The organism is Streptomyces odontotermitis (assembly GCF_050510915.1).
In the GTDB taxonomy this organism is placed as follows: domain Bacteria; phylum Actinomycetota; class Actinomycetes; order Streptomycetales; family Streptomycetaceae; genus Streptomyces.
This window is the reverse complement of sequence record NZ_JBNJLS010000002.1, coordinates 959,230-980,824: the sequence shown is the minus strand read 5'-3', so window position 1 is coordinate 980,824 and position 21,595 is coordinate 959,230. Positions and strand designations below refer to the sequence as shown.

At 68.2% G+C, this 21,595-nt stretch carries 16 protein-coding genes; 14 read left to right on the top strand and 2 right to left on the bottom strand.

Features of this window, described 5'->3' with window-relative positions:
• Positions 1-16 precede the first annotated feature (16 nt).
• Positions 17-6,037, bottom strand: a complete 6,021-nt coding sequence (locus ACQB60_RS10555) for an RHS repeat domain-containing protein (RefSeq protein WP_496925590.1) — start codon at positions 6,035-6,037, stop codon at positions 17-19.
• Positions 6,038-6,849: 812 nt separating this feature from the next.
• Here ACQB60_RS10555 and ACQB60_RS10550 point away from each other — a divergent pair.
• From ACQB60_RS10550 to ACQB60_RS10520, 7 genes are all read left to right on the top strand, one after another.
• Positions 6,850-9,879: an FG-GAP-like repeat-containing protein gene (locus ACQB60_RS10550; RefSeq protein ID WP_496925589.1), complete on the top strand. Its 3,030-nt coding sequence runs from the start codon at positions 6,850-6,852 to the stop codon at positions 9,877-9,879.
• Positions 9,880-10,181: 302 nt separating this feature from the next.
• Positions 10,182-11,762 carry a lytic transglycosylase domain-containing protein gene (locus ACQB60_RS10545; RefSeq protein ID WP_496925588.1) on the top strand — a complete coding sequence of 527 codons (1,581 nt, stop codon included), beginning with the start codon at positions 10,182-10,184 and terminating at the stop codon, positions 11,760-11,762.
• Between the two features lie 64 nt (positions 11,763-11,826).
• On the top strand, positions 11,827-12,300 hold the full coding sequence (locus ACQB60_RS10540) for a DUF6879 family protein (RefSeq protein ID WP_496925587.1): 474 nt from the start codon (positions 11,827-11,829) through the stop codon (positions 12,298-12,300).
• Positions 12,301-12,626: 326 nt separating this feature from the next.
• Positions 12,627-13,109 (top strand): ATP-binding protein, encoded by a 483-nt coding sequence (locus tag ACQB60_RS10535; protein WP_496925586.1) that lies wholly within the window; start codon positions 12,627-12,629, stop codon positions 13,107-13,109.
• Positions 13,110-13,534: 425 nt separating this feature from the next.
• The gene (locus tag ACQB60_RS10530) at positions 13,535-13,879 is read left to right on the top strand and encodes a hypothetical protein (RefSeq protein WP_496925585.1); all 345 of its coding nucleotides are present in this window, start codon (positions 13,535-13,537) and stop codon (positions 13,877-13,879) included.
• 374 nt (positions 13,880-14,253) lie between these two features.
• A complete protein-coding gene (locus ACQB60_RS10525) occupies positions 14,254-14,736 on the top strand; it encodes a hypothetical protein (RefSeq protein WP_496925584.1) in 483 nt (160 codons plus the stop codon).
• Positions 14,737-14,987: 251 nt separating this feature from the next.
• Complete coding sequence (locus ACQB60_RS10520) at positions 14,988-15,554, top strand: SAF domain-containing protein (protein ID WP_496925583.1); 567 nt, start codon at positions 14,988-14,990, stop codon at positions 15,552-15,554.
• A gap of 221 nt (positions 15,555-15,775) precedes the next feature.
• Here ACQB60_RS10520 and ACQB60_RS10515 read toward each other — a convergent pair whose 3' ends face one another.
• Complete coding sequence (locus ACQB60_RS10515; protein WP_496925582.1) at positions 15,776-16,027, bottom strand: hypothetical protein; 252 nt, start codon at positions 16,025-16,027, stop codon at positions 15,776-15,778.
• Between the two features lie 410 nt (positions 16,028-16,437).
• Between ACQB60_RS10515 and ACQB60_RS10510 the strand changes: the two genes are divergently transcribed.
• The 7 genes from ACQB60_RS10510 to ACQB60_RS10480 all read left to right on the top strand — a co-directional run bounded on the left by ACQB60_RS10510 (position 16,438) and on the right by ACQB60_RS10480 (position 21,519).
• Complete coding sequence (locus tag ACQB60_RS10510; protein ID WP_496925581.1) at positions 16,438-17,793, top strand: TadA family conjugal transfer-associated ATPase; 1,356 nt, start codon at positions 16,438-16,440, stop codon at positions 17,791-17,793.
• Positions 17,794-18,037: 244 nt separating this feature from the next.
• Positions 18,038-18,862, top strand: a complete 825-nt coding sequence (locus ACQB60_RS10505; RefSeq protein ID WP_496925580.1) for a type II secretion system F family protein — start codon at positions 18,038-18,040, stop codon at positions 18,860-18,862.
• A complete protein-coding gene (locus ACQB60_RS10500; RefSeq protein WP_496925579.1) occupies positions 18,859-19,770 on the top strand; it encodes a type II secretion system F family protein in 912 nt (303 codons plus the stop codon). Before ACQB60_RS10505 ends, ACQB60_RS10500 begins: the two co-directional genes overlap by 4 nt.
• 107 nt (positions 19,771-19,877) lie before the next feature.
• Positions 19,878-20,072 carry a hypothetical protein gene (locus ACQB60_RS10495; RefSeq protein ID WP_496925578.1) on the top strand — a complete coding sequence of 65 codons (195 nt, stop codon included), beginning with the start codon at positions 19,878-19,880 and terminating at the stop codon, positions 20,070-20,072.
• A gap of 81 nt (positions 20,073-20,153) precedes the next feature.
• Positions 20,154-20,630, top strand: a complete 477-nt coding sequence (locus ACQB60_RS10490; protein WP_496925577.1) for a TadE/TadG family type IV pilus assembly protein — start codon at positions 20,154-20,156, stop codon at positions 20,628-20,630.
• A gap of 59 nt (positions 20,631-20,689) precedes the next feature.
• Positions 20,690-21,070: a TadE/TadG family type IV pilus assembly protein gene (locus tag ACQB60_RS10485; RefSeq protein WP_496925576.1), complete on the top strand. Its 381-nt coding sequence runs from the start codon at positions 20,690-20,692 to the stop codon at positions 21,068-21,070.
• A complete protein-coding gene (locus tag ACQB60_RS10480; protein WP_496925575.1) occupies positions 21,067-21,519 on the top strand; it encodes a pilus assembly protein TadG-related protein in 453 nt (150 codons plus the stop codon). Before ACQB60_RS10485 ends, ACQB60_RS10480 begins: the two co-directional genes overlap by 4 nt.
• Positions 21,520-21,595 lie beyond the last annotated feature (76 nt).

The following is a 21,595-nucleotide window of genomic DNA, read 5'->3' as shown; positions in this document are numbered from 1 at the left end:
ACACTCAGCCTCTCATTTACCACGTGAACAACTTATGGACCCCCGTCTTCCCTGATCCGAAGTTGCCCTCAATACCGGCGGCTGGCCCGAACCCCCCCGTGAAGCTATGAACAATATCACCTCTACTGTTTCGGGTCCCAAACGTTCCACGATGACTGCCATTGACCCCGAGTCCGTATCCTGCGGTCCCGCCTACCCCTGCAGACTCGCCTCGGATTTGATCGAAGTCGTCGGCATTGCTGAACATGAGGCCGCCGGTGGCCCCAACTCCGATGCCGGGGCCTACCTGTTGCTCAACGGTTCCGCTGAAGCCGTAGTCATTCTTCCCGTCGGGTCGCTTTGTTCTGACAAAGCATCCTGAAAGCTCGTAGCCAAAGGCGACTGTTCCGCCCACGCTGACGCAAGCCCCCGACGTGTTGGAGTAGCTCATCACGTAGTTCAACCCCTTCTTCGTCTTGTTTACGCCCTTGTTCCAGGTGGACTTCAGCCCGCCGAGGATGCTGTCGCGTCGCTTGCGCTCCGCGTCGCGCTTCTTCTGAGCAACGCGAGCGGCTGCGTCAGCCTTGGCTTTGGCCCTGCCCTTTTCGATACCGGCGAACCACCGATTGCTGACCCCCCGGGAAGCGTTCGCGATCTGGACCTGGGACTTCTGGTAGGGCTCGAGCCTGCGGTACCAGCGGTTATAGCGCTTGACTCCCGCATTCACCCACTTGACCACCCGCTTGATCCCCTTCTGGACTTGCTTGAACAAGCTGCCGAAGAACTTGCCGTCGGGATCGGCATGGATGAGCGGGTTGTTGTTGCCGTAGGTGTAGCCGTGCATCTGCTGTGGATCGGCCGTGTCGATGAGGGGGTCGACCGAGATGAACCTGCCGAGTGCGGGGTCGTATTCGCGGGCCCCGAGGTGGGTGAGTCCGGTGTTGTCGATCGTGCCGCCGACGAAGCCACGGTTGCCGGGCCAGTTGACGTCCCGATCGCCGCGCGGTGCGCCGAAGATGTTCATCTTGCGGCGGGTCACCGCCTGGCCTGCGGCCAGGAGGACGGCTGCCGTGGCGGTGCCGGTGTGGTCGTTGAGGAGGATGCTCGTCTGGTTGCTCGCCTTGACCGCGACTGTTTCTCCGCCCGCCTCGTAGTAGCGGGTCGATGACTTTGTGCCGTTCGCCTCGGCGGTCAGTTCGTTACCGCCCGGCAGGTAGAGCGTGTTGCGTGCCGGTGTCTTGGCCAGCAGGCGATTGCCGTCCGCGTCGTAGACGTATTCCGTCTTCTGGCCCGACTTGGTCGCCGTCTCCAGGTGGCCCTCGTCGTCCCAGGTCATGTCCTGGGCGGTGCCCCCGACGGTGCGCTTGGTCGTGTTGCCGGTCTTGTCGTACGCGTAGGAGTCAGTCGTCTTGGTCGTGTTCTTGGTCTTTGCGTCTGTCTCCTCCGTTTCTATGCCGGTCAGCTGGCGCTTGGTCGCGCCGTTCTGGCCGTACTTGTAGGTGCGGGTGAGGTCGTTGGCCGTCAGCACGCTGCCTTCGACCTTGTGCTGGGTCTCGGTCTGGCGGTTGCCGATGGCGTCGTAGGTGTAGGAGTGCCAGTAGGCGTCCGGGCCGCCGACCTTGGGCTTTTCGCCGCCGGTGCCGCCGTCTGCGTCTGGCCTGGCCTTGCAACTGTCCGTCGACGTCCAGGCGTTGGTGATGCGGCGCAGTGCGTCAGTGGTGAAGCACTGGGTGTCGGTCGAGCGCTCCTCGTCCTGGCCGGAGATGGTGTTGAGGCGGGTGATGTTGCCCGCGAGGTCGAAGGCGTAGTGGATGTCGTCGATGCGCGACGGGCCGGTTTCGCGGTCGGTGGTGGTGCGGGCCACGTTGCCCGTGTGCTCGTCGTACTCGTTCGTCTGCCACACCTTCTGGCCCTTGCGGCCGTACTCGGTGCGCAGGACGTGGCCGAACGGGTCGTATGTGCGGTTGTTTATGAGGACCGAGGCTGTGGTGCCGGCGCCTACCAGCTGGTCCTGGGGGCCGTAGCGGTAGGTGAGGTTCTCGGATATCTGGCCGGGCAGGGCCGGTTGGCGGAGCCAGTCCTGCAGGCCGGTCTGCGCGTTGTAGCCGGAGGTGAAGGCGTACGTGCCGGCCAGGGCGCCCTCGCGGGCGGGGACGGTGACCTTGGTGCCTGTCGGCTGGTAGCGGTCGTTGAGGGCTGTGATCTCGTTGGTGTAGTCCTGGCCGCCCTCGTGGCGGACCGACTTCGTCAACTGGCCCTTCGCCAAGGTGTCGTAGGTCCAGGTGGCACGGGTCGTGCCGCCCTGCTTGAGGGTTGTTTTGCGGCCCAGTGCGTCGTAGCTCGTCGTCAGGGCCTTGCCGGCGGCGTCGGTGACGGTCGTCGGGCGGTCGAGGTTGTCGTAGGCCGTCGTGTAGGGGCCCTTGTCCGGGTCCTCCACCTTGGTCGCGCGGTCGCGGTGGTCGTAGTGGTACGTCCACTTCGCGCCGGTCGGGTCGGTGACCGTCTTCTGCTTGCCCGACGGCGTGTACGTGTACTTCGTCGACTGGGACTTGGTGCGGTCCGCGTTCGTGTACTGGATCAGTTCCGTGGTCTGGTCGCGTACGTCGGTGACCGTTGTCGTGGCGGTGTCGCCCTTGGGCGGGATCACCGTCACCCGGTCGCCGCCGTACTGAGTCGTCGTGCGCGAGACCTCGTCCCCGTACTTCTCCTTGATCTGCACCGTGGGTCGGCCCGCGCCGTCGTAGGTGGTGCGGGTCGCCTTCGGTGTTTTGGTGTCGTCGCCCGTCACCAGTTCGCCGGAGGCGTCGCCGTTGGCGTAGTAGCCGTCGTACGACTTCCACTCCAGGCCGCGGGAGTCGTACAGCTTCTCGGTGATGATCCGGCCCTGGCCGGTCGCCGCGGGAGCCTGCGACTCGCGTTCGCGGCCGAGGCCGTCGGCGATCGCGTAGTCGGTGCGGTAGCCGCCGTTGCGCTGGAGCGTCTTGGTCTCCGTGACGTTCGGGGCGGTCTTGGTCACCGTGTAGGCGAACTGGCGGCTGGGGGAGTCGGCGTGGTCCTTCTTGGGCCAGCCCGGCTCCCACACCTTCACGGTGCGGCCGAGGCCGTCCAGGACGGCGTCGGTGCGCTTGCCGTTCGCGTCGACCGATGCCACCGGGGCGGCGCGGCCCGGGTCGTTCTCCGCGGTCTCGGTGTGGCCGAGCGGGTTGGTGGTGACCTGCTTGGTCGTCGCGTACAGGGTGGTGGGGGTGTAGGCGGTGGTGGTCTTCTGGTCGGCTGCGTCGAGGGTTTCGGTGACGCGGCCGTGCTGGTCGACCTTGTTCCGCTCCGTCGTGACGAATCCGGTGCCGGCGGCGTTCTGCTCGTCGACCCGGGTGACGTCGCCCTTGTCCGGGGCGGCTCCCAGGGCCTTGTTGTCGAAGTAGGTGCGCGTGTCGGAGATCAGGTCGTCGGGGAGCTTGGGGTCGGTGCCGCACGCCTTGGCCACGGTCTTGGCCGCGGAGGTGAACTCCAGCATGTTCTTGGCCGTGTTGCGGGCGTAGTTGGTGAACGTGCAGGTCTCGTCGCCGGACTTGGCGGTGTCACCCAGGTCGGACTCGCGGGTGAGCATGCCGTAGGAGTCGAAGGTCCGCTCGGTCTTGGTGCGCTGCCAGGACGTGCCGACCTGGGTGCGTCCGGCTTCGATCCTGGCCTCCTGGACGTGGAACGCCTCAAGGTCCGGCAGGCCGTTGCCGCGCTTGTGGGTGGCCGTGGCTGCCGACCTCCACGGGGTCGACGCGGACGCCTCAATGATCTTGCTGTCGTTGAGGGTGGCCTCGTCGCGGGCCATGCCCGCGAAGGCGGGGTGGTCGTCGACCTCGTTGCCCTCGCTGTCGGCGACCTTCGCGCCGGGGATGCCGCGGAAGTAGCGGGCCTCGCTGACCTGCTTGGCTCCGTCTGTGCCCGTGCCGACCGACGTCTTCACGCGGGCGTAGCCGCGGAAGTCGGAGTGGGTGCGGTACTTGGCCTCGGTGAAGGCGTCATCGCTCTTGGCCCAGGCGACGCCGCCGGTGTACGTGTAGTCGGTCTGCTTCGCGATGGCGCCGCCGACCTTGTCCTCCTCGCGGACCTGGGTGACGGCGTAGGTGTGGAACCAGTCCTTGACCGGCTTGTAGTCGTCGCCGGGGGAGTCCGGTGAGGACCAGTACACCGGGTAGCAGCGCTTGGTGTTGCCGGTGTCCGACGGGAGGCTGCTGCGGGTGCACTCGGGGGCGCTGTAGGTGGCCGCGATGGTGCCGCCCATCTCGTTGTGGATCGCCTGCACCCGGTAGCGGATCAGCGGCGGGATGCCGTCCCCGGTCGCGTCCACACGGTTGGCCAGCTGCTTGCCGATGAACGTGATCGGCGGCAGCGCCGTCGCCGTGCCGCCCGTGTAGCCGGTCCGCTTGATCGACTTCAGCCACAGGGCGGGGGAAGAACCATCGCCGGTGGAGGGGAAACTGTGGTCGAAGGCCCAGGTGTCGACCTTCTGGTACGAGCTTCCGACGCGGACCTCGCTGGTGATCGACGCGATGCGCTTGCGTGACCAGAACGAGGGGCTGTAGCGGTTCTTGCACTCCGTACCGGGCGCGCAGTACTGGTCGAACGGCACGTCCGGCCAGTGCTTGGCGTTGGCGGCGGTGAACTTGTCGGTCGCGCAGTCGAACGAGCCGGACTTCACACACCGCTCCGCCGCGCTGAAGGTGACTTTCGCCGCGGGGGTGCCGGTGTAGAGGTTGTTGGAGCGCAGCCCGTACTCGATGCGCTTGAGGTAGCCGCCGCGCGTGTACGGGGTCGCCGTCGACTTGCCGGTGGAGAGCTGGACGTTGCGGCCGTAGTGGTTCTGTTCCTTGGACCAGTAGTAGGCCATCGCGTCGCCGTGTGGGTTCACCACGTAGTCGAGGTTCCAGCGCCATGCCTGCTGGCACCACGAGGAGGCGAAGTCGGCCTTGTGGCAGGGCTCGCCGGAGTGGTTGCCGAACACCGGGACCGTCCAGGTCGAACCGGTGGTCTCCTTGCCGTCGGCGTAGCCGGGCAGCTTGTGGCGGCCGAAGAAATACTGCACGCCCGCGGTGTCGGTGACCTTCCAGTACTCGCCGTCATTGTCGCCGTTGCCGAGGGAAGCGTCCTTCAGGTGCTCGACCTTGCTGCCGTCGTCCTGCTTGAGCTTCCAGGCGCCGGTCTTGTCGTCCTTCACCAGCTCGTTGGTCGAGCCGCCGAGGGAGAGGACGGCGTTGTCGCCGCCCCAGCACAGGTCGCCGTTCTTGGCCTTGTTCGTGCCGCCCGTCATGTCGGCGCTGCATGCCTTGTAGCGGCGCTCGATGAAGCCGGGCTCCAGGGTGAAGCCGTCACCGACGTTGTTGGCCTGGTTATTGGTCGCCGCGGTGCGTCCGTCCACGGCGGTCGAGGAGTAGGCCAGCGACAGCTCCGGGCCCAAGTCGCCTGCGGCGTTCGGGGTTTCGAGGTCGTAAGTCCAGGTGAAGGCGCCGGAGGAGTCGCCGGCCTGCCAGTTGCCTGACGGGGAGAGAGATGTTGCTTTGTAGTCGCCGCTGGAGCCTGACGGCTTCGAGGTTACGGCGAAGAGGGTGCGGGCGGCCTTGAGGGACTTGGGTGCCGACTGCTTGGGCGTCGGCTGTGCCGGCGCCGACTGCTTCTGCGACGGCTCGTCCTTCTTGCCCGAGTCCTCGTCCGATTCCTTGGGCGTCTCCGAGGCGGAGTCGCCCTCAAGGGCCACCCTGGCCGTCAGCTGGGACTTGTCGTCGTCGTTGTCGACTGCCTTGATCGGGGTCGGTGTGCAGTCACCCTTGCCCTTGTGCCCGTCCTTGTTCTTGTCTTTGCCGGTCTCAGACAGGGCGCACTCGGGAAGCTCCGCAAGGGTCAGGCGGGAGGACCAGTCGCCGCCGATGGCATTACGGAACGCGCCGTAGTCGACGGACAATTGGGCGTCGCCGCCGGTGGAATCGACGGCCAGGATCAGGCCGTCGATTCCGGCTCGTTCAGCGGCCTTTCGGTCCAGGACCTCGACACCGACCTCGCCCGCCACGGACTCTGCATTCTGAGTGCCGCGTGCTGCGGGGGTCTGCGAGATGCCAACCGGAAGCGCACCGGCCTTCACGCTGACTGCACTCTTGCCAGTCATGTTTGCCTTGGCATTACCAGGCTTGGGCCAAACAGCTTCAGGGATGGACTTCCATTCCTTGCCCGCCGTGTCGTCCTTGGCGGCCCCTGGCGCCATCGCCTTGGCTGTGCCGCCCACCTTCGAGACCGGCACCGGCGGAGTCTTCTGCAGATCCGGCAGCGCCAGCGGCGAGAAAGCCAACGCTTCGGCAGAAACCAGTCCCACCAACAGAGTTGCGGCGGTAAACGACGTGACCGTCCGTACCGCACCCCGGCGCCACCATGCCCGTCTTGAGGGCCTGGATGTCGAGGACGTGCCTGGTGGCTCGTCAACTTCCCCACGGACAGCAGTACGTGACACGGCGCAGACCTCTCCCCAAGGCGTAAGCAAATGAACCGCGCCGACATTACACAGGCTTTACCTAGGTTCTTGACCAATTCTTAGGGAGTTCTTATCTGTGAGGACTTTCGACTGCCAGGAAGTGACCAAAGCCCTGAGCGCCAAGGACCAAAGTCACTTTTAGCATCCGAACCACAGTGCGCGGAATGGGATGTGACGGGTGTACGGGTGTGGGGTACGTTCCGCTGTGCTGATCCCAGGAATCACGCCCTGGTCGAAATTCTGTGAAGGGACCCCTGTTGAAAACGGGCCGTCAACCCCGAAACTCCCGGCGTACGTTGCCTCGTATATCGTTGGTCTGCGCGCTGGCCACGGCCCTCGCCATCCCGGTGCTGACCGTGTCGCAAGCCTCCGCGGAGCCCGAGCGAACCGGCCAGGAGCAGGCGAGGCAGGCAACCGACGCGGACCCGGAGGCGGCCGCATCACGCAAGGCCGCACGGACAGGTGAACGGGTCGAAGTGCTCTCGCACCGCACCCAGTTCGACACCGTCTACGCGAACCCTGACGGCACCTTCACGGAAGAGACGGCGGCGGCGCCTGTCCGCGTGAAGCAGGACAATTCTCTGGTCGACGTCGACACCACCCTGCGCCTGCAGGACGGCGCGGTCCGGCCCAAGGCCGTCGACGTCGGCCTGGAATTCTCCTCCGGCGGCGACGCACCGCTGGTGACGATCACCCGCAACAACCGTTCCCTGACCGTCGATTGGCCGGGCAAGCTGCCCACCCCTCGACTGGAAGGCGACACGGCCGTCTACCCGGAGGTGGCACCCGGCATCGACCTGCGCATGCAGGCGGGCGTGGACGGCTATCAGCAACTGCTCGTGGTCAAGACCCGCGAGGCCGCTGACAACCCCCTTCTCAAGAAGGTCCGTTACGGTCTCGACGCCGACGGGGTGAGCGTCAGCACCGACCCGACCGGCAACCTCACCGCGGTGAACCCCGCCGGACAGGAGGTGTTCACCGCACCGGCGCCCGAGATGTGGGACTCGGCCGGTGTGCCCGACACGCAGCTGTCCGCCGCCACGAACGCGAAGAGCGCCAAGCCCAAGGACGTCGCCGCCCTCCTGGACGAGCAGGGCGACAAGCCCGCCACCCGCAACGAGGACGTCTTCGAGCCCCGCTACGGCGCCACCACCACCCGTATGCCCCTCAAGGCATCCAGCGACGAACTGGTCGTGACGCCGGACCAGAAGGTCCTGTCCGATCCGGACACCGTCTTCCCCGTATACATCGACCCGACCGTCTCCAGCCCCCGCCTGGGCTGGACCGCGGTCAGCAAGAAGCACCCCAGCACCTCGTACTGGAACCACTCCTCCAAGGTCGCCCGGGTCGGCCACGAGTCGGAGACCAGCGGCACCTGGCGTTCCTTCGTCCAGTTCGACCCGCGCAAGCTGCACGGCAAGCAGATCACCAAGTCCACCCTGCGCATCAAGAACACGCACTCCTGGTCCTGCACCAAGAAGCCTGTCGAGGCATGGCTGACCGGCGCTATCTCCTCGGCCACCACATGGAACAAGCAGCCGAGTTGGTGGACGAAGTACGCCACCGTCACCGCCGCCAAGGGTTGGTCGTCCTCGTGCCCGGCCGGCAACCTGGAGTTCAACGTCAAGGGCGCCACCGCGGACGCCGCGGCCAAGAAGTGGACCAAAGTCGCCTTCGGCCTGCGCGCCAGCGAGAGCGACGTGCACGCGTGGAAGAAGTTCGACGCCTCCACCGCGGTGCTGTCCACCGAGTACAACTCAGTGCCGAACAAGCCGTCGAGCCTGGACACGGTGCCCAGCACCCGCGTCAACAACTCCTGTGGCGACAAGGGCACTTACGTCACGGTGGGCAACACCGACGTGCAGCTGACCGCGAAGGTCTCCGACCCCGACGGCGGCAGCGTCACCGCACGCTTCCACCTCTGGCCCACCGGCAAGCACGACACCAGCCCCGGCATCGTCGTCGACCGGGACGTCAAGGTCAGCTCCGGCGGCATCGCCCGCACCACCGTGTCCAAGAGCCTGCTGGCCAAGCACCTGGGCGCCGCGAACGGCAACTACTCGTGGAAGGTCCAGGCCCGCGACGGCAAGGCCAACTCCGACTGGAACCCCACCAGCGGAGCCCCCGGCTGCCGCTTCGCCTTCGACCCGAACCGGCCCAGCAACCCGCCCGGCATCACCTCCACCCAGTTCCCCGACGGCCAGGACGGCTGGCCCGAGAACACCTCACCGGCCCGCACCGAGGGAACCTTCACGCTGTCCTCCGCGGGCATCAAGGACGTCGCCAAGTACGAATACTGGACCGACTGGGACCCCAAGGTCCGCTCCGTCAACGCCCCCTCCGCAGGCGGCAGTACGAAGGTCAAGCTCACCCCGCCCTCGACCGGACCGCAGCGCGTCTTCGCCCGCTCCCTGGACAAGGCGAACAACAAGTCCGACACCCGCACCTACCTCTTCTACGCCAATCCCACCGGCAAGACCGACGAGCCCGGCGACCTCAACGGCGACGGCAACCCCGACCTGCTCGCCCTCCACAACACCGGACAGCTGCGCATGTACGCGGGCCAGGGCAACGGCCGCATCGGCACCACCAGCGACGCCAGCACCCAGGACTTCACCGGCTCCCTGATCACCCGACGCGGCGACTGGACCGAGGACGGCTACGAAGACCTCATCACCACCACCGGCGCCAAGGGCAGCCGACAGCTGCACATCCACCCCAACAACGGCTTCGGCTACGCCTGCACCAGCTACGGCGAAGAGGCGAACGGCTCCGCGTGCGGCGACGGACGCCGCGACCTGAGCCTGTACGACCCTGCCAACGACCACTTCAAGAACGCCGACCAGATCCTGGCCATCGGCGACGTCGACGGCCCCACCGACCTGGACGGCAACGGCAAGATCGACGAATGGGACCTGCCCTCCTTCCCCGACCTGCTGGTCAAGGAAGGCAACCACCTCTGGCTCTACTACGGCCACGCCACGGGCTACCTCGACGAATACGCCGAACCCGTCCTCATCGGCGACGGCGGCTGGTCCGGCTACGACCTCGCCGCCCCCGGCGACGTCACCAAGAACGACCACGTCGACCTGCTCGCCCGCAAGCGCAGCACCGGCGAACTGTTCACCTACGAAGGCACCGGCCCGGCCGGTGAAGGGCTCGGCTCCGGGACACGCAAGCTGACGGCCACCGGCTTCACCCCCGCCGCCCGCCCCCTGCTCACCTCGGCCACCGACGCCGACAACGACGGCGTCCCCGACCTGTGGGCCACCACGAACAACACCAGCCAGGGACTGCACTTCTACCCGCGCCTGACGGCCGGTGGACTCGGGGCTCCGGTCACGATCGGCACTGGCGGCTGGGACAAGATGGCGGCGCTCGGCTGACGCCCGCCGGCCAGTAGGACGCGCAACTGCGCGTGACAGGTGGGGAGGCCCGGCCAGTAGAGGGCCTCCCCACCTCCTCGCGCACAGCGCGCCGCCACGCCCTCCCTGTATCCCGTATCCCGGATTCCACCTCGCGCGCCTACGCACCACCACGACTCTGGACTTACCCTGTGCACCACCGCCCCCGTCACCGTCGCCCCAGCTCCCGCCCCCGCCGGGGTGGCCACCGCCTCACCCGCACCTGGCGCCCCACAGCCTGTGCCCTCATCCTGGCCGCCACCCTTGCCTCGGCCACCGGCGCCGTGACGGCCCCGACAGCCGACGCCGACGAGACACCCTCCGGAGACGCATCGGACCAGGCGGGCCCCCACCGCCCGTACGTCACTGAACTGCCCCCACTCAACGGTCAATCCGGCACCGGCGGCGGGCCGGAAGCCGGCTCCGCTCCCGACGCCTCGACCGGCATCCCGGCCGTCGCTCTCGACGCGTACAAGAACGCGGCCGGCATCCTCGACACCACCCAGCCCTCCTGCCACCTGCCCTGGGAACTCCTCGCCGGGATCGGCCGCGTCGAATCCGTACACGCCCAGGGCTACGGCTTCGCCTCCGACGGCACCACGAAGCGCCCCATCCTCGGACCTCGCCTGGACGGCAAGGACTTCGCGCTCATCCGCGACACGGATGGCGGCCAGTGGGACGGCGACGGCGAGTTCGACCGGGCAGTGGGCCCGCTGCAGTTCATCCCTTCCACCTGGAAGACCTGGGGCGCGGACGGTAACGCCGACGGCAAACGCGACCCCAACAACATCCACGACGCGGCCCTTACCGCCGGCCTGTACCTGTGCACCGGCGACCGCGACCTTTCTGCGGCCGCGGACCTGGATCGAGCCGTCCTCAGCTACAACAACTCACGCCAGTACGTGAATACGGTCCTGGCCTGGATGCGCCAGTACCAGCAGCACGCGCCACGTCCCACCCGTGCTGAAGCGAGCAACGGCTCCGGTGAGACGCAGAGGGTGCCCAAGGAGAGCGACCGTGGCCACCGCGCAGAGGGCCATCGCGCTGGTCCCAACGCCACGGCTGGAAAGCCGACTTCACGCGGTTCCGCGCCGACGCTCGGCCCGCGGAAACCGCAGCCCACGACGCCCCACAAGCCCGCTGCCAAACCCAAACCCAAGCCTAAACCCAAGCCCACGACGCCCACACGCCCCGCGCCGGTGGACCGCCTGACGGCCCTGGGGCCGACCGAGCTCACGGCAACCGCAGAGGAGGACTTCCCCGAACTCGCCAGGACCATCGTCCGCCGCAAGGACAACACCCCCGCCACCGGCATAAAGGTCCGCTACACCATCTCCGGCACCACCCAAGCCCGCTTCCCCGACGGCACCCGCCAGGTCACCGTCACCACCGACCGGGACGGCATCGCGGCCGCACCACGCATCAGCGCCGGCGGACAGCCCGGCACCTTCACCCTGCATGCCGCCGTCACCGAACACCCCTCAGCCAAAGTGAAATTCATGGCGACGGTCACTGTCCGAGAGGCCGACCAGCTCACCCTCCTCGACGACACACCCGTCGAAGCGGAGGCCGGTACGGAGCTCGCCCGCGAGCTCACCATCCGCGCCACCCGCCGCCAAGCGGCACTGCCTGGCGTGGTGCTCACCGCAACTGTTCTGACCGAAGAGTGTCAACCCACTGCAACTGGGCCGCACTTCACCGACCAGAAGGGGCAACCTGAGCGCAGCCGTACCTTGAGTGCGACCGATACCGACGGCCGGACCCGGATACCGACCCTCCAAGCCGGGATGACACCCGGCGGTTACCTCCTGCGCCTGACAGCACCTGGCGGCGCCACACTCGACGTCCCTCTCAGAATTCGTTGAGTCCGATGCAGGGGGAGTCGGCGTAGTGGGTGGTGATCGCGGAGGCGCGGTCGCCCGGGGAGTTATGCAGGGTCCGTGCCGAGCTGCATGTTGCCAACGGGCGACACGCACTCGGGCGACACCCCCAGGGTGGGACCGACGCGTTGTGCGGGCCCGTTGTTCTACAGCTCGATGGGTGATCCGCGCCCAGACCGAGCAGGGCAAGCGGTTCGAGCGGGTTCGTCTCGTCGATGAACCAGTCACGCAGGGACAGGAGTTCCTCCTCGCCAGCGGCCTGGGCAACGTGGCTGCGGGCGAGGACATCCGCAACCTCACCCGCTCGGAGGCTCAGGCCCTTCGGCTGGCTGACTACGACTTCTGGCTGTTCGACTCCAAGACCCTCGTCCGCTTCGCGTTCGATGAGGACGATGTCACCCTCGGTGTGTATGTCACCGAGGACCCTGCCGATGTCCTCACCGCCTGCCAGGCTCGCGATGCCGCATGGCACTACGCCACGCCTACCAGCGACTTTCAGCAGCGGGTACGTTCCAGTGTGTGAGTGACTTCCAGGAGGCCCGGCAGATCCTCGGCGCCCGGCTCAGTGAACTGCGCGCCGAGGCACGCTATTTGGGATGACGACGAAGCCCTTCTGGCCAGCGGCTTCCGCTCTTCACGAGCACCACGGTGTGGTGGTCGCGTTCCAACCGCGATCCGCCCGGAGGTCTTCATGCTGACCCCGTTCCACGACCACACTGCCCTCCTGCTGGCCCCCGCTCGCGATTCAAGCCCCTTTGCTCGGGGCGAGATGCATCCTTGCGCGCGTCCCGGCAGTGCCCGTCAGCGCCTTGTACGACGAGGCCGTCACGCGGGGCAAGGAGGGCAGCGATGAGCATGACGACGTCGCGCGCGACAGCAGACTGTGTCCAGGTTCTGTGGATGTGGACCCAGAGCACGCCGGACACGGTGCCTCGCGCCCGAAAGGCTCTGCGCTGTGCGCTGGACCAACTCGGGTGCAATGACGAAGTGATCAGTGACTCTTTGATCGTGGCCAGCGAGTTGATCACTAATGCGGTCGAGCACGCGCCAGGTCCGTACGAGCTGCGGCTTCGTCGCACGGAGAGCGTGTTGATTTGTGAGGTCGTGGACGGTGATCCGCAAATCCCCGACGTGGTGGTCCACCCAGCTGTGGATCTCTTCGAGCCCCCACCAGAGGCGCGAGGAGGTGGGTCGACGGCATTGCTGAAGGTGTTGTCCGAAGGTGGGCGAGGGCTGCAAGTTGTAGATCAACTCACCTGTGGTGCCTGGGGGTTCAAGGCGCGACGGTGCGATGGTTCAAAGACTGCTTGGGCAGTGATCTACGGGGTCTGAGCGCCCTCTGAGGGGCGCGGTGCGCTGGGTGTCGCCCATTTGGGTGACACCCAGCGCCTTCTTCTGTGGCGCGTGGTGAACACGGAGGATCGTCTCGTAACAGGACGTGAGCAGAACGGAATTGGGCCCTCCCCCAGGATTGTTTGCGATGGCGGAGGGTAACTCCACTTCCAGGTGGTCACTAAGAGTGATCTTCCGGGTCTTGAGGGGGAGGGGTGGCGGGGATGGTGAGATCGCTATTGAGAACCCGAGCGGTCGTCGCGGGGGTGGGTGTTGCGCTCGTCGGTCTGGCTATAGGGGGGTGCGGCGACGGCTCGTCACATGCTGATCCGCAGCCCAAGAGGTCTGCCCAGAGGGAGGAGTCCCGCGCGCCGAATGAGCGGCAGTCGGATGCCCTCGGTGTGTATCGCGCTATGTGGCGCGACATGGTGGCGGTATCTCGGGACTCCGATCCGAAAGACCCCCGACTTGATGATCATGCGGGCGAGGGTGCGCTCGGTTTGCTGCGTCACACGGTCCAGGCGAATAAGAAGCAGGGCGTCGTGGTCCAGGGGAAGCCGTCCTTCGAACCCACAGTGACGAAGCGAACGGTCAACGAAGTGGTGATCCTCGACTGCGTTGATGACTCGCGGTGGCTTCAGTACACCAAGGATGGCGCTCTCAAGAACAACGTCCCTGGTGGGCATCACCGGGTGGACGCGACAGTGCGTCATCAGCACGGGCGCTGGGTCGTCGAAAAGCTGTACGTCGATGAGGTGGGCACATGCTGACGCGAAGCGGCTGGGCTCGGTTGCTCCTTTGCGCCTCGATCGGAGCAGCCTGCGTACCTCTGGCGTCACCTGCTCTGGCTGACGGGGGACTTGGCAACAGCGTGAAGCTCGGTTGCTCCGCTCCGCGGTGTGTTGCCGAAGTCAAGAGCGTCCATGGTGGATCAGGTGGCTCAGGCGGGAGACAGCCGGTATCTCAGGGTGGCTCGGCCCCGGCGAAGCCTGGTCGCGGTGGAGGGCGAGGCAGCTCCACGTCCTGGTTCACGGTGGGCGCGACTGGATGGAGCGTTGGGGGGATCGGGTCGTTGGGGATCAAGCCCCTTGTCACCCTTCCGTTGCCCCGGGCGCTGATGCCGAAGCCGGGTGGGGGAGGGCAGGTGCCGGTGGAGGTCGTGGTCCAAAAAGCCGTCAAGCGGCTGGAGTTGCCGGAGCCGGTGATTCGGACGAGTCCGGATGAGGATCTGGTGCAGGTGGTTCATGTGCCTACGTGGTTGTGGGTGGAGCGTAAGGGCTGGGAGCCGGTGTCGGTTACGGCGGCTGTGGAGGACGTCAAGGTCACTGCGACTGCTCGGCCGAGGAGGGCTGTGTGGTCGATGGGGGAGGGTGGGCGTGTGGTGTGTAGGGGTCCTGGGACGCTGTACTCGAAGAAGTACAGCGCCAAGTCGTCGTCGCCTGACTGTGGTTATACCTATCGGCGGGCGTCTGTGGCGGAGCCGGATGATGCCTTTACTGTCTCGGTGCGGGTGACCTGGGACGTTGAGTGGCACGGGGCTGGGCAGGGTGGCGTGGTGCCGGGGCTTGTGATGGATGCGCAGCGGCAGCTTGTGGTGGATGAAGTGCAGGCCGTCGTTGCGCGCTGACGGCCTGGAGTAGCTGGAGCGCTGGGGGGGGGCGCGGCGCGGATCGTCCGGGCGGGCGGTCGGTCGGGCTGGTGCACGTCGGAAATCTCTTGATCGTGAGGTGAGTTGTGGGTACCTCCATGTCTTCTTCGGCCCGGCCGAGCGGTCGGCTGGCAGTGCCGGGGGCGCGTCGGGCGGGGCCGGAGCAGCGGCCTGCCGTTACGGGTGGGCGGCGGCGTCGGCTGGGGTGGGTGTGGGCCGGGGTGGGTGCCGTGGTGGTGTCAGCCGTTGCTTTCACTCTCATCGCGCAGTCGGTGGGACAGCGGGAGCAGGTGCTGGTCGTGGCCCGTGACGTGCCGGTCGGGCGAGTGGTGAAGCCGGGGGACCTGCGCGTGGTGGAGGTGGCTGCGGATGTGGGGGTGGTGCCGTTCAAGGAGCGGGGTGCGGTGGTGGGGCGGCGGGCGCGGGTGCCGTTGGTGGCCGGAGCGTTGCTGGCGCGGGGGCAGGTGGGGACGCGTGCCAGCTTTCCGGCGGCCGGATTCTCGCAGGTGGCGCTCGCCGTGGAGGTGGGAGGTGCGCCGCCGGAGCTTGCTCAGGGGGAGCGGGTCGCGGTGCTGCCGGGACCGGATGGGGGTGACGCCGTCGCCGGCAAGGAGGCGAAGGAGGAGCCGGTTGTCTCGGCTGTGACGGGGACCGTGACCGGGGTGCGCCATGCCGAGTCTGCGGGTGGGCCGCGGGTGGTGACGGTCCTGGTGGAGACCGGGGCGGCACGTCGAGCGGCACAGCTGGAGCGGCCGCGTGTCGTGGTGCTGCCTGCTGAAGGGCGTGAGGCGCCATGAGACGGCTGGTCGTGGTCGGGTCGATCTCGGGTGCGCCGGGGGTGACGACGGCAGCGCTGGCTGCCGCTGCCGCCTGGCCGTCGGACGCTGATGGTGGGGTGCGGCCGGTGGTGGTGGAGGCCGATGCCTCGGGTGGGGACCTCATGATCCGGTTTGGGCTGCCGACTTCGCCATCGCTGTTGGATGTTGCGGCTGCTGCTGGGCAGCCGATGCCGGGGTCTCTATTGGGGGCCGTGAGTGAACTTCCTTTTGGCGTACGGGCGGTGGCCTCGGTTCCGGGGCGTGGGCCGTGTCGCCAGGCTGTGCGGTTGCTGGTCGGCGAGGGCGGGCGGCGGGTGCTCGTGGGGGATGGTCGGGATCGGGGGACCGTTGTCCTGGATGTGGGGCGGCTCAGTGAGGAGGTCGAGCCGCTGCTGGAGGTGGCCGATCGTGTGGTGCTCGTGGCGCGGGGTGGGGCGGAGCCGCTGACCCATGTGTCCGCGTGTGGCTTGGGCGTCGGTGGGTTTGCTGGGCGTATGGCTCTTGTTGTGGTGGGGCCGTGTCCGTATCCGGCGGATGAGATCGCGACGAGCATCGGTGTCGGTCCTGTGTTCTTCCTGCCTTGGGACGCCAAGTGCGTGGCCGCGATGAACAGTTCTCAGGCGGGGGGTGGGCTGCGTACCAGTGGGTTCCGGCCGTCGCCGCTGATGGGAGCGGTTCGGACTCTTGCCCGGTGGATGGCCTGGACGACGTCGTCGCCGGAGGGCGGAGCAGGGGTTGGGCGTGGGGTTGGAGATGCGGAGGGTGGTCGGCGCGAGCCTGTCGCCGAGGGAGATTCGGTGTCGGCCTTCGACCTTGGTGAGGTCCGTCTCGTGCCGGTGCGCGGAGCCGAAGGGGGCCTGTCATGAGCGAGCAGGTGATGCCCCCGTCCGGTGCAGTGGCTGCCGGCTGGGAGCGGGAGTTCGCGGACGTCGTACGGCAGCGGGTGGCGGCTCGCCTTGCTGCGTATGCGGGGGAGCGGGAGGCCGCTGGGCTGCCGGTGGAGGGGGAGGGGGCGCGGCGGGAGACAGTGCGGCGGTTGCTGGGCGAGGAGTTCGGGGCGCAGCGGCTGCGGGCGCTGGGGGAGGGACGGGCGGTCATCGAGGCCGTCGTCGAGGAGCGGATCGCTCGGGCGGTCGAGGACGCGCTGTTCGGGACGGGGGGACTTGAGCGGCTGCTGGCCGATACGACGCTGGAGAACATCTGCGTCAACGGGTGTGACGTGGTGTGGGTCAAAGACGCGGCCGGGGCCTGGCACCGGGAGGGGGCGGTGGCCGCCTCGGACGCGGAGCTGGTGGAGCTGGTCCGCAATCTCGCGGCGCGGGCGGGTGGAGAGGAGCGGCGGTTCGACCGGGGGGTTCCTCGGCTGAATCTGCAACTGCCCGACGGGTCGCGGTTGTTCGCCGTGATGGCGGTGTGCGGGCGGGTGTCGCTGACCATTCGGCGTCACCGGTTTCCGGCGGCCTCGATGAGTGAGCTGGTGCGGCTGGGGGTGTGCGACGAGGCGATGGCGGACTTTCTGCGGGCCCTGGTGCGGGCGCGGAAGAACATCGTCATCGGGGGTGGCACGAATGTCGGTAAGACCACGGTGCTGCGTGCGTTCGCGCATGAGATCCCGTCCCACGAGCGGCTCGTGACCATCGAGGACACCTTTGAGCTCGGCCTGGATACGGATCAGGTGGCGCATCCGAATGTGGTGGCCTTGCAGGCTCGCGAGCCGAACATCGAGGGCCAAGGAGGCATCGATCAGGCGGAGTTGGTGCGCTGGGGGCTGCGGATGTCGCCGGACCGGGTGATCGTCGGGGAGATCCGTGGGGCCGAGGTCATCCCGATGTGCAATGCCATGTCGCAGGGCAATGACGGCTCGCTGTCCACCATTCACGCCTCCACCTCGCGCGGGGTGTTCACCAAGCTCGCCTCGTACGCGGCTCAGTCTCCGGAGAGGCTGACGCTGGAGGCTACGAACCTGATGGTGGCCTCCGCGGTGCATTTCGTCGTGCATTTGGGGTGGGATGCGGGCGGGCGGCGGGTGATCGACTCGGTGCGTGAGGTCGTCGACGCGGATGGGGCGCAGATTGTTTCGAATGAGGTCTACCGACCCGGTCCGGAGGAACGGGCTGTGCCTGCCACGCCGCTGCGAGCCCAGACCCTGGATGACCTGGTGGCGGTCGGGCTCGATGCCCGTCATGCCGCCTCGCAGTGGTGGGGAGCTGCGTCATGAGCGCCAGCGGAGTCGTGACGGATGGGTCGGTGGTGGGGGCGGCGGTTGGGCTGGCGGGAGAGCTGACTGACGGGCTGGCCAGCGGGGTTACGAGCGGGGCGGCCAGTGGGCTTGTGGGCGGGCTCGTGGGCTCCGGCGCGTGGACAGCCACGGCGGTGGCCTGCGGGGCGGTGTTCGGGCTCGGCTCGGTGGCCATCGGCTACGGCGTGCGTCGGCGCGCGCTGAGTGAGGAGCGGGGCGGTCAGTGGGGCGGTGGGCTGTGGCGCGGCTGCCCGCCGAGTGGACGACGCGGCGTGTGGTCGGCGCGGTGGTCGTCGGGGCCGTCGCGGGCGCGCTGACAGGCTGGCCGGTGGCGGCAGTCTTGACGTCCGTCGCCGTCCTCACCCTGCCTGGGCTACTCGGTCCGGACCGGGCGGCAGCGCGGCGTACCCAACGTATGGAGGCACTGGCGACCTGGACAGAGATGCTGCGCGACACCTTGTCCGCGGCAGCCGGTCTCGAACAGGCGATCCTGGCGACCGCAGACATCGCCCCGACCGCCCTCGGGGACGAGATGCGGGAGCTCGCTGCGACGGTCCGAGCCGGCAATCCGCTGCCACCCGCGCTGCGCACGTTCGCCGAGGAGGTCGATGACCCGCTCGCCGACGTAGTGGTGGCCGCCCTTGTGATGGCGGCTGAGCAGCAGGCCAGCAAACTCGCCCCGCTGCTCGGGGAGTTGGCGGACTCGGTGCGTGAGCAGGTAGCCATGCGTCAGCGTGTCGATGCCGGGCGGGCGAGCGTACGTACCGGGGTGCGGGTCACGGTGACCGTCACCCTCGGCATGGTGCTCGGCCTGGTGGTCTTCAACCGCCCCTACCTCGCGCCCTTCGACTCGCTGACCGGACAGGCCGTGCTCGCCGTGGTCGGAGTCCTCTTCATTGCGAGCTTCGGATACCTGACGGTGATCGGCCGCATCGACGAACCCGTCCGCCTCATCGACCCCACCGCCACCGCCGCCGCTGCTAGTGCAGTTGCTGGCCATGACGCGGAGGGCGCCGGACCGGCACGTACACCGGGAGGTTCACGATGATCGTCATGCTGCTCGGGGCGCTGTTCGGAGCCGGAGCCAGTGCGCTCGTCTACGGGCTCCGCCCGCCCCGTACCGCCCTCGCCGACGTCCTCACCGCCCTCAACACCCCTGCTCAGAGCGCCGATTCGCGTCCCACTCGTGGAGGACGCGGGGGTGATGAAGCGGAGTGGGCCACCCGGCTGGGCAGGCGCGCCGTGCCGCTGCTGCGCGCACTTGGCCTTCCCACCCCGGCCCTGCGCGCGGACCTGGCCGTGTGCGACGTGGACGAGGATCAGCACCTCGCGGGCAAGGCGGTCTGCGCCACCGCCGGGCTCCTCGCCCCCTGGCTGGCAGTGGTGGTGCTGCGCCTGGGTGCCGGTGTCGCCAGTGGCTGGTGGGTGCCGCTGGCCGGCTCGCTCGCCCTGGCTGTGGTGCTGTTCTTCGCCCCTGACCTGTCCCTACGGGCGCAGGCCACGCGTCGGCGCAGCGAAATGCGCCACACCCTCAGCCTCGTCCTGGACCTGACCGTCATCGCCCTCGCCGGCGGCGCGGGCATCCAGCAGGCCCTGGGCCAGGCCGTCGCCGCGCCCCAGGGGTGGGCGGCGGCCAAGCTGCGGCACGCCCTGAACGTCGCCCAGCTCACCCGCACCAGCCCCTGGCCCCACCTTGCTGACCTGGGAAGGCAGTTGGCCGTCATCGACCTGACCGAGCTCGCCTCGACGCTCGGCCTCGCGGGCAGTGAAGGTGCCAAGATCCGAAGCTCGCTCACGGCGAAGGCGCGGGCCATGCGACGCCGCCGTATCTCGGAAGCGGACGGAGCGGCGCAGGCGGCGACCGAGCGGATGTCGCTGCCGGTCGTCGGTCTATTCGCCGCGTTCCTGCTGCTGATCGGCTATCCGGCCCTCGCCAGCGTCATGTCCATGAGCTGACCCCGACGCTCGACGCCTACGACTTCACCCCACCGCACCACCGACCTCACCGCACCAGCCCCACCCGACTGAGACATCGCACGGAGACTCACGGAAAGAGCACCGCCATGTTCCACCTCGACACTCTGAACCGCCTGGTGCGCGCCCGCCTGGCCGAAGCGCGCAGGCAAGCCCGATCGGACGCGGGCTACACCACCGAGACCATCATCGTCACCGCTCTGCTGACGGTCCTTGCCCTGGCCGTGATCGGCATCATCGTCGCCAAGGTCACGGCCAAGGCCAACGGCATCGACATGGGCTGAACCGTGACCGCGTCCGTCCTCAGGCCCTGTAGGTCGAGTGGGCCCGGCAGGCTGCCTCCTGCGCGGCGTCCCCTGTCGCGGTTGCTGCTGCTGTCGCGCTGCGATCGTGGAGCAGCCGCCACGCAGCTCGTGCTGGTTGTCCCGGCGCTGCTCCTGATGGCGCTCCTCATCGTGCAGTTCGCGCTCGCCTGGCACGCGAGGCACATCGCCCAGTACGGCGCCGAGCGCGCCCTGGCCGCCACCCGCGTCGAACACGGCAGCGTCGGCGCCGGGCAGGCGCAAGGGCGGCGCAGCCTCGCCGCCCTGGGCAGCCGGGTGCTGACCAACCCGTCCGTGACCGTCCAGCGCACAGCCAACCAGGCCACGGTGCACGTGGAGGGAACAGTGACGCGCGTACTGCCCGTGCCCGGTCTTGTCCTGCATGCCTCTGCCGCCGCCTCGGGGCCGGTCGAGAGGGTCACCGAACCTGCCGGAGCCGGAGCCGGAGCCGGAGCCGGAGCCGGAGCCGGATCGAGAACGGGATCGGGAACGGGATCGGGATCGGGAGGCCGGACATGAGCCGACCTCGGCCCGCACGCCACCGTTCGCCAAGCGATAGGGAGCGGGGGTCGGCGGCAGTGGAGCTGGTACTGGTCACGCCGCTTCTCGTCCTCGTCCTCCTGGTCGTGGTGGCACTGGGACGCCTCGCCGACGCCCGACTGATCGTGGCAGATGCCGCCCACCAGGCCGCCCGCGCCGCCTCCCTCGCACGTACGGACAAGGAAGCCCACGCCCAGGCCCAGCAGGCGGCGGGCGCAGCCCTGCGCGAGGCCGGATCAGCCTGTACGCAGCCACACGTCCGCCTCACCACGGGCGGCCTCGCACCGGGCGCCACCGTGACGGCCCATCTCTCCTGCACCGCAGACCTCAGCGACCTCACCATGAGCCGGATGCCAGGCCATATGACGCTCGACGAGACCGCCTACTCAGTGGTCGACACCTACCGGAGCACGCCATGAAGCAACGAGTGCGAAGCCAACTGGGCGCAGTGCATGCCCAGTTGGGCACGGGAGGCGACAGCGGGCAGGTCACGGCATTCGTCGTGGGCGTCTTCGCCGCACTCTGGCTCTTCGCCGGGATCGTCGTCGACGGCGGGCTCGCCCTGGCCGCCAAGGCGCAAGCGCTCGACGTCGCACAGGAAGCCGCCCGCAGCGGCGCCCAGCAACTCGATGTCGAAAGCCTGAGACGCGGCGGCGACGTCCGCCTCGTACGCGACAAGGCCGCAGCCGCAGCCCGCGCCCACATCGCCTCCACCAAGGACACCACCGGGAACGCCTCGGTGAAGAAGGACGTGGTGACCGTCCACGTCACCCACCACCAGCGCACCCAGATCCTCCAGCTGGTCGGCCTGCGCACCCTCACCGTGCACGCGGGCGCCACCGCGCACGCCGAACGCACCACCACCTAAAGCCGTGCCCCGTCCCCCATTCCCTGCCCCTCCCCACCTCCAGGCCACCGGGGCGCCGGGGCACCTCCAGGCCACC

Coding starts and splice junctions, on each gene's coding strand:
- ACQB60_RS10535 (WP_496925586.1), top strand. CDS start 12,627: ATGAGCATGACGACGTCGCGCGCGACAGCAGACTGTGTCCAGGTTCTG.
- ACQB60_RS10510 (WP_496925581.1), top strand. CDS start 16,438: ATGAGCGAGCAGGTGATGCCCCCGTCCGGTGCAGTGGCTGCCGGCTGG.
- ACQB60_RS10515 (WP_496925582.1), bottom strand. CDS start 16,027: ATGGGTCAGCGGCTCCGCCCCACCCCGCGCCACGAGCACCACACGATC.
- ACQB60_RS10495 (WP_496925578.1), top strand. CDS start 19,878: ATGTTCCACCTCGACACTCTGAACCGCCTGGTGCGCGCCCGCCTGGCC.
- ACQB60_RS10530 (WP_496925585.1), top strand. CDS start 13,535: ATGGTGGCGGTATCTCGGGACTCCGATCCGAAAGACCCCCGACTTGAT.
- ACQB60_RS10540 (WP_496925587.1), top strand. CDS start 11,827: ATGCAGGGTCCGTGCCGAGCTGCATGTTGCCAACGGGCGACACGCACT.
- ACQB60_RS10480 (WP_496925575.1), top strand. CDS start 21,067: ATGAAGCAACGAGTGCGAAGCCAACTGGGCGCAGTGCATGCCCAGTTG.
- ACQB60_RS10500 (WP_496925579.1), top strand. CDS start 18,859: ATGATCGTCATGCTGCTCGGGGCGCTGTTCGGAGCCGGAGCCAGTGCG.